Genomic DNA, 6,161 nt, shown 5'->3' with positions numbered 1-6,161 from the left:
TTCAGGAGGTGTCATCGTCACGGGCCCGACGGCTGTCTCGTCGGCCTCGTTGGGTGGTGGCAGCAGCGACGGCCGGTTCGTCGGTGGTGCCCAGATCGGCTATAACTGGCAATCTGGCGCAATCGTGTACGGCCTCGAGACCGACATCCAGTATGTCGACGCGGGGGGCGGCGGTGTCGCCTGGGGCCCCTATACATGGTGGGGTGGCGGGGGCAGTGGCGATGGCGCCTATTTCGGCACCGTTCGCGCCCGCTTGGGCTACGCCTTCGACCGGACCCTGATCTACATCACGGGCGGCTTGGCCTACGGTGGCCTCAACACTAACCCTATCACCGGAAACTCCACGAGCAATACCGGCTGGACCATCGGTGGCGGTGTCGAATATGCCTTCACCAACAACTGGACCTTCAAGGTGGAGGGACTTTACGTTGATACCGGCGAGGAAAGCGAGACACGTACCTTTATTAACCCGGTAGGCGGTGCCCTTCCGGCTGGGGTCTATACCGCAACAACCAGTGGTGGCGGCGGCGCCGGGCTTCTTCGCGTCGGCGTGAACTACAAGTTCTGAGACCGACACAAGGACCTGGAAGCAGCCCGGCGCTTTGCTCCGGGCTGCTTAGACCGATGCCCGCTCCGACAAGCGGAGGAGACGGATTAGGCGGATCGGCCTTCGTCCAGTCTAGACATCGGCGTGATTCATATAGCTCCGCATTGCCTGCCCTCAACCGCTAGCCAGTGAAGGAATTGACCATGAAAACTATTATTATGACCGCTGCCGCAATCTTTTCTATATCTTCAGTATCTATCGCAAGCGCTCAAGTTGAATTAAAAACCTACGCCGATGATAATGGTTACCTCAATGTTCAGAAGCTGACTTGCGCTCAACTCGCAGGAACGTTTCAAGAAGATGCTAATTTACTTACGACATGGTATAGCGGCTGGTACAATGGGCTTGGCAAGAAGCATTTTATCAACATCGCGCGCGCCAAGGAAGCCGAGCACGAGATTATCGTTTACTGTAAGGCGAACCCGCGAGTGACAGTCATCAAGGCGATTGGCTCTGTGTTCGACAAGATGCGCAAGGAACGTGGTATAGTTCTCGCAAAATGACGGCGCGTCGACTCCCGCGAGATCCGCAGAGAGTCGACGAGTGATGGTGACACGATCGAAGCGAAGCATGTCGCCCGAGCGCGCCGCTGCAATGAAGGCATCCGTGCTGACCTTCTACCACGAGGTTCGAGGCTGGTGCGGGCAGATTCCAATCCGGCACGACAGTTTACGTCGCCCTGTCGAATCCCAGCGACGCGCTCAATTTGGTCGACTCACAACTAAACGCCGCCATTGACGATAGGCGCCGCGGCACTGGCGCTGGCGACATCCATGATTTTGATTGAGGCACCGAGTTAACAGAGCGGCTGAGCTCGGCAGTTCAGCCGCCTGCTGACGTTCTGCGAAGCTATTCACGTCGGAATAGCGCCATTAGGGTTGTGCTAGCGGTGGCGGTGAGGGCGACACTGCGAGGAGCCTTATCCACAAACCGGCGTGCTCAGGCGACTATGCGGCTGCCCGTTCAGGTTGCTGCGCCAGGCGCCCGGTCACGGCCAGGTAATGATCCCCGGAATGCATGACAGCGAGAACAACCTTTGTGCCATCGTCACAGTCGAGCGTAAGCCGGTGGAATAACTCACCCGGGTCGAGCCGCGACGTGTCACAAAGCAGGTAGCCTGCTCGGGTGTCGCCGTAGTCGCTGCCGAATTCATACCTGAGCGGGATCGACTTCCCGCCACGCAGGGCCAGTATCCCTTTTCCTGTGTGCATGACATGTCTCCGCTTAGCAGCGTCGATGCGACACCGCGACCGGTCATTCCCAAAAAAGGCTTGGAGACAACTGCCTCGTTAGAAGATTCCTAATCCTTCCGGATAGCAAGACGAATCGCGCATCACTCCGAAAGAGGTAGGACGGATGCCGGATCCAGTCCGACTGCGAACGCAGTGGCGGAGATGGCTATATCGAGGACCGAGCCTGGCGCCATGTCGCAAGTCGCATAAAATCAAAAACAGGAGCCAAACCAAAGGGCGGCGGGCGAAAACAGGCTGGGGTCTGCCCCAATCAGACGGCAACGAATGCCAGCACTGAGCCGCGACACGGTCATAACTTGAATTTTCATGCGTCCCCGCTCTGATTGACATCGTGCTTATTCCCCTAACTGATATTGCGCACGCTGCGCCGGAGCTGCCCGCAATCGCTGAAGGATCACAGCTAGATCTTTGCCTAGCAGGCCGGCCGTTCCACCTTCCAAGGCTGAAATGACGCGCTCGATTATTTCTTGAACGGGAAGTCCCGAACCATCGCAATTGATCGCGAATTCAACCGCCGTCAGCGCCTTTTTGCAGGAATCAAGCTGTTTTAACGAGTCGTTCAAGTCCTGCCTCCCATTCCCCTGCGTCATGAAGCACGGAGCAGCGGGATTGGCTAGGGTTTCGGCTTCTTCTTCCGCTCACGCACAGCAACATATCTCCCCGTTACAATGCTCGGGTCATGCGCCTGCTGGGCGGCTCGGGTGGCAAGCTGAGCTTCCACCGTGGGCCAGTGCCAGCGAATGATCTGGCCGCGGTTGATGTGTGCCTGGGGAGCGAAGCCGGCCCGTACCCACATTTCAAACGTGTCCGGGATGATTTGCATCAACGCTGCAGCTGTGCTGCGGGTCACGAAGACTGGCGGAGGGGCTCGTCGGCCATGGCTGATTCCGCTCGATCACTTTTTCTAGCCGAGCCCGCGCCATCTGCCGCTTTTTGCGCTCCGCCTCCTTGGCCGTATCCTTCTTCTTCGATCCAAGGAGTTCCTGAGCCCGCTTGGAAAGGTTAAATAGCGACTCTCGTGCCGGTATGTGCACCGCTCGACCGTGATAGTGGATCGGCGGCGAGCGCATCGCCTGCCAGATGTCGAGGATATCTTGCTCGCTGAAGAGATTATCCCGCTTTGACCGAGAGCAGGCGCCGATATCTCGTCCGAGCTTTATGAGTGCCCGCTTTCAATCCGCATACGAGCGGAAGCCTCGTCGGCCGTATAGACTGTGTCCAGGGGCGCGGTGTTGGTCATGGCCTAACGCCGCCGTAGGTCACACCCGTAAGCTTGCGGCACTGCCTACGGGCCAAACGTGTCTGCTTTTCGATGCAGGTGGCCAGGTCGGCGAGGTGCACCCCCCTTGGGGATCGCTTGCTGTCGTCCATCCGAACGATCGGAATTTGAATCTCACCAGCATCGGCCTTTGCGACGAACCCGTCTGGAGTCAGGTGGGTGAAGCAGTCCCTGCAAATTTCCCAGAGCGGGACGACTGCGCGCCCGTCATACTGGGCCATCAAAATGAGAGATGTCTTCATGTCGATCCCCTTTCCATGGGGATCCTGACTCGAAAATTTGCCATGGCAAGCGATAGACTCTGGCGACAGAATCTAATTTTAATTTAAATTTGCTATTTTCTTTTGACGTCAGACATTAATCTTGAATATTCCACATGTTCGCGCTCGCTCTCAGCTTCACGACGCCTTCGCCGCGCTTGTCGGAGACGAACTCGATGCCGGCTGCGCGATGCATTCAGTGCAGCGTCTCGCCCTCGTCGGCTTCCAAGATCTTCTTCAACCCAACGCGTTGGATTTCGGCCTGAAGGTAGTCCCAGGCGGCTTGGTCGGTGGGAAACGTCTCATCCCAGACGGTTGAGTTCCAGTCCTCGTCGACCAACTCCAAGGCCCAACCTTCGCGATCATCTAGGCCGTAGATATTGACCTTGACCGTGATTCCGTCGTGCGTGATCTCGCGTGAGAGATCCGAGTGTATGACGTTGGGCTCTTCCTCGTCGCTTGCCATGTCGGTCTCCGTTTGAGCTATTTAGCGCTGCGGAGCGCCACACCCGGGCCGGCAGGGTCCACACCCGGCTCGACAAACTGCACGCCCGCGAAGATGAGTGCTTGAGCGAGCACCCGCAATGTCGCGCTCTGTGGCATCGACTTGCCGCTCTCGAAATTGCGGATGGTGGCGTTCCCGATCTTGGCGGCGTCAGCGAGATCTTGCTGGGTCCATTCCAAAAGGGCACGGGCCGCACGGCATTGAGCTGATGAGATCATGGCTGGCAGACTACCGCAACACTCGCTTCACCGCTAGGGCTAGCGATTATCGCTTGACAGAATATTTAGAGTTATCTATCGCTATGGTTGGCGAAATTCGCTAATCATAAGAGCCGCGCCATGAACGCCCATACCTACATGCCCCGCGATACTATGGCCGTTTCACCGCCCGCACACAGGTTCCGTTGTCAGAGGCCGCTCGTCTGTGGCGCGCCTGCCAGGAGCCCAGGGCGAACAACGATAATCTCCCCGCGCAGCCCGAGACGGTATTGGCGGAAGTCTTCTCAAAGGCGTGGAGGCGCGCTGACGAGATGGAGCAGATCTCGTACCGCCTGAAAATGCTATGGGAACTGCTCTATCCTGAGATCGAGGGCGCCTTCGGAATGGCGGTCGGCCCGTACAACTTCGTTATCGAAGGCACGCCGGAGCACGATCGCTTTCGGATCTTGAGCAATGCGCAGAGCGAGCTGCTGTTCCACCATCTCGCTGCGGTCGGCAGCATGATCGAGGAGATGCGGAAGGTGGCCTGAGCGGTGCGCGACAAGTCGGCGCCGGCACGGTTTCGAAGGTGCCGGCGCCGTGGCCCCTGGGGGGCAGCGCTGCGGTTGAGCAATCGGTAGCATAGAAATCAGGGCCAGCGACGCGTCGAAGCCCGCAGCAGCAGCGCCGTGAGAACCCGTCAGCCGAAAGGCTGCCAAGGGCGCGAGAAGAGTCGCCAAGTTGGCGAATCTTTAGCAAGACACAGGCGAACTGGAGAACATCGTCAGGGCCATCGCTGCGATCGCAGCGTAGCTCCTCGCCGGGCGGGGGCTTAAACGCGGCGAGCGCCCCCCACCCCTACTCAAACGTGCCGGTGGATGGCGGGTGGCGAGATTCCCACGTCTCCAGAGCGTCGGACAGACTGGCTAGCTCGGTGCGTTCCTGATGACCGCTGCTGGGGTCTAGCAATTCGGCCTTGCGCTTCTTAGCCGCCTTGTATTCGGACTCGGACGCGATTGTCTGGCTTTCAACTTTCGGGCCGTTGGCATCGCTTCCGATATCTGTGGCGTTTTCCCATAGGGCGCACGCCTCGGATAATGCCGTCAGCTCCGCTTCCAGTAACGGTTGGGGATCGTCTGATGGGTTGCGAATCTCGTTGATACGAACGCGGGCGCGCTCGAATGCCTCAGGAGAGTCGATAGCGAATTGAATCGGAGCCATTGCATCCCTCGGCCTGTCGGTTGAGGCTGAAACGGCTGTGAGCCGGTGGCGTTCCAAAACGCCCTAACGCAAATGAGGCGGTGCCTTTCAATGCTTAGCACCTTCGCCCGCGCTCAAATATCGCGATACCGCAAGTTCGAGCGCGCGTCGCTCGCGGCCCTCGGGGCTATCAGACTTGGCGTCCTCTAAGACGCGAATCCGTGACAGCGCCTCCCGATACTGGTGGCTGGTGGAGATTAAGGTAGATTGAGCTAAGGCACCGGCTTCTTGCGTACGCATAGCGAGCCTCCTGATAGCGAGACCCTACGCCCGTCCGGACGAACTGCCTAAGCTAATGCGCTGCCGAACGCGGTGCTGGCCCGTAAATCGAAAAGGCGGCGGGGAGGGCGCACAATCAAGGTTATGTCATCCGACAAAAAAATCAGAAAAACTCAATGATTTCAATGGCAGTGGCGGAAGGGGTGTCTCTCCTACGTGGCGGGTGATGGAATGCCCCCGCTCAACAGAGAAATCCATTCCAGTTCCGTTCACGCATCCGTGATTTGGAATGGAACTTAAATGGGCGGGACGCCGTTCCCCCAGGCATCGCGGCCAGTCCGCAAATCCTTGGGAGACCACCATGAAAAAGCTGATCATCGCTTCCTTGATCGCAACGGCGACCTCCTTCGGCGCCATGGCCCAGACCGCTACCACCTCGCCGAAGCCCGCCCCGACCGCCCCGGCGGATGCCAATGCCCCGCTGCCGGGCGCCAACAGCTTCACCGAGGGCCAGGCCAAGAGCCGCCTGGAGGCCAACGGCTACACCAACGTCACCGGCCTCAAGAAGGACTCAAGAAGGA

Annotated in this window: 10 protein-coding genes; 4 read left to right on the top strand and 6 right to left on the bottom strand. The window is 58.7% G+C overall.

The annotated features are described in order from the left end of the window. Both AC1D2L_RS25715 and AC1D2L_RS25710 read left to right on the top strand, forming a co-directional pair. Positions 1-568 (top strand): outer membrane protein (locus AC1D2L_RS25715; protein WP_476848731.1); only part of this gene is annotated, 568 nt, incomplete at its 5' end. A 182-nt stretch (positions 569-750) separates the two neighbouring features. Continuing rightward, complete coding sequence (locus AC1D2L_RS25710; RefSeq protein ID WP_476848730.1) at positions 751-1,110, top strand: HdeA/HdeB family chaperone; 360 nt, start codon at positions 751-753, stop codon at positions 1,108-1,110. Positions 1,111-1,554: 444 nt separating this feature from the next. Here AC1D2L_RS25710 and AC1D2L_RS25705 read toward each other — a convergent pair whose 3' ends face one another. The 5 genes from AC1D2L_RS25705 to AC1D2L_RS25685 form a co-directional block, all read right to left on the bottom strand. Further along, entirely contained in the window at positions 1,555-1,818 is a 264-nt protein-coding gene (locus AC1D2L_RS25705) for a hypothetical protein (protein ID WP_476848729.1), read from the bottom strand. A 377-nt stretch (positions 1,819-2,195) separates the two neighbouring features. Continuing rightward, on the bottom strand, positions 2,196-2,423 hold the full coding sequence (locus tag AC1D2L_RS25700; protein WP_476848728.1) for a hypothetical protein: 228 nt from the start codon (positions 2,421-2,423) through the stop codon (positions 2,196-2,198). Between the two features lie 673 nt (positions 2,424-3,096). Next, entirely contained in the window at positions 3,097-3,381 is a 285-nt protein-coding gene (locus AC1D2L_RS25695) for a pyocin activator PrtN family protein (RefSeq protein WP_476848727.1), read from the bottom strand. A gap of 214 nt (positions 3,382-3,595) precedes the next feature. After that, positions 3,596-3,865: a hypothetical protein gene (locus AC1D2L_RS25690; RefSeq protein ID WP_476848726.1), complete on the bottom strand. Its 270-nt coding sequence runs from the start codon at positions 3,863-3,865 to the stop codon at positions 3,596-3,598. Between the two features lie 17 nt (positions 3,866-3,882). After that, entirely contained in the window at positions 3,883-4,122 is a 240-nt protein-coding gene (locus AC1D2L_RS25685; RefSeq protein WP_476848725.1) for a helix-turn-helix domain-containing protein, read from the bottom strand. A 269-nt stretch (positions 4,123-4,391) separates the two neighbouring features. Here AC1D2L_RS25685 and AC1D2L_RS25680 point away from each other — a divergent pair, with 269 nt between their 5' ends. Then, a complete protein-coding gene (locus AC1D2L_RS25680; RefSeq protein ID WP_476848724.1) occupies positions 4,392-4,652 on the top strand; it encodes a hypothetical protein in 261 nt (86 codons plus the stop codon). 307 nt (positions 4,653-4,959) lie between these two features. Here AC1D2L_RS25680 and AC1D2L_RS25675 read toward each other — a convergent pair whose 3' ends face one another. Continuing rightward, entirely contained in the window at positions 4,960-5,322 is a 363-nt protein-coding gene (locus tag AC1D2L_RS25675) for a hypothetical protein (protein ID WP_476848723.1), read from the bottom strand. A gap of 619 nt (positions 5,323-5,941) precedes the next feature. Between AC1D2L_RS25675 and AC1D2L_RS25670 the strand changes: the two genes are divergently transcribed. Next, positions 5,942-6,161, top strand: a 220-nt coding sequence (locus AC1D2L_RS25670; protein ID WP_476848722.1) for a PepSY domain-containing protein, incomplete at its 3' end; no start/stop codon positions are given.

The sequence above is a fragment of the Allobosea sp. P1_B10 genome (assembly GCF_056406735.1).
This window is presented reverse-complemented; position numbering and strand designations above follow the sequence as displayed.